Genomic DNA, 511 nt, shown 5'->3' on the forward strand with positions numbered 1-511 from the left:
TTATGAGGATATAGTGGATAAGTGTTCTATTGCATGGAACAACTTCATAGCGGATACAGAACGGGTCTTATCTCTATGCAGAAGGGACTGGGCAAAGTTGAACAGTTAATTATCGGAATTGGTATCACTATATTCATTTCAGATTGGCTTTATTATAATATTTAAATAGCAGACAGCAAAAAGCCCGACTCTTTCGAATCGGGCTTCTTTAATAGGAGTCTGATAATGTCCTACTCTCACATGGGAACTCCCACACTACCATCGGCGCTAACACGTTTCACTTCTGAGTTCGGAATGGGATCAGGTGGGGCCATGTCGCTATTGTCATCAAACAAAAAACTTTATGAGTTAATCAACTTAAAAATTAGTTAAGTCATAAGGTTTAGACAAAAAACCCGTAGCGTCAGCTACGGGTTTCTCTAAATAGAAGCCTAGCAATGTCCTACTCTCACATGGGAACTCCCACACTACCATCGGCGCTAACACGTTTCACTTCTGAGTTCGGAATGGG

Annotated in this window: 1 rRNA gene; it reads right to left on the reverse strand. The window is 41.1% G+C overall.

Going from position 1 to position 511, the window contains the following annotated elements:
* Nucleotides 1–217: 217 nt before the first annotated feature.
* Nucleotides 218–332 (reverse strand): 5S ribosomal RNA (gene rrf / locus H4J59_RS00050).
* Between the last annotated feature and the right edge of the window lie 179 nt (nt 333–511).

The sequence above is a fragment of the Colwellia sp. MB02u-10 genome, assembly GCF_014077185.1.
Taxonomy (GTDB): domain Bacteria; phylum Pseudomonadota; class Gammaproteobacteria; order Enterobacterales; family Alteromonadaceae; genus Cognaticolwellia.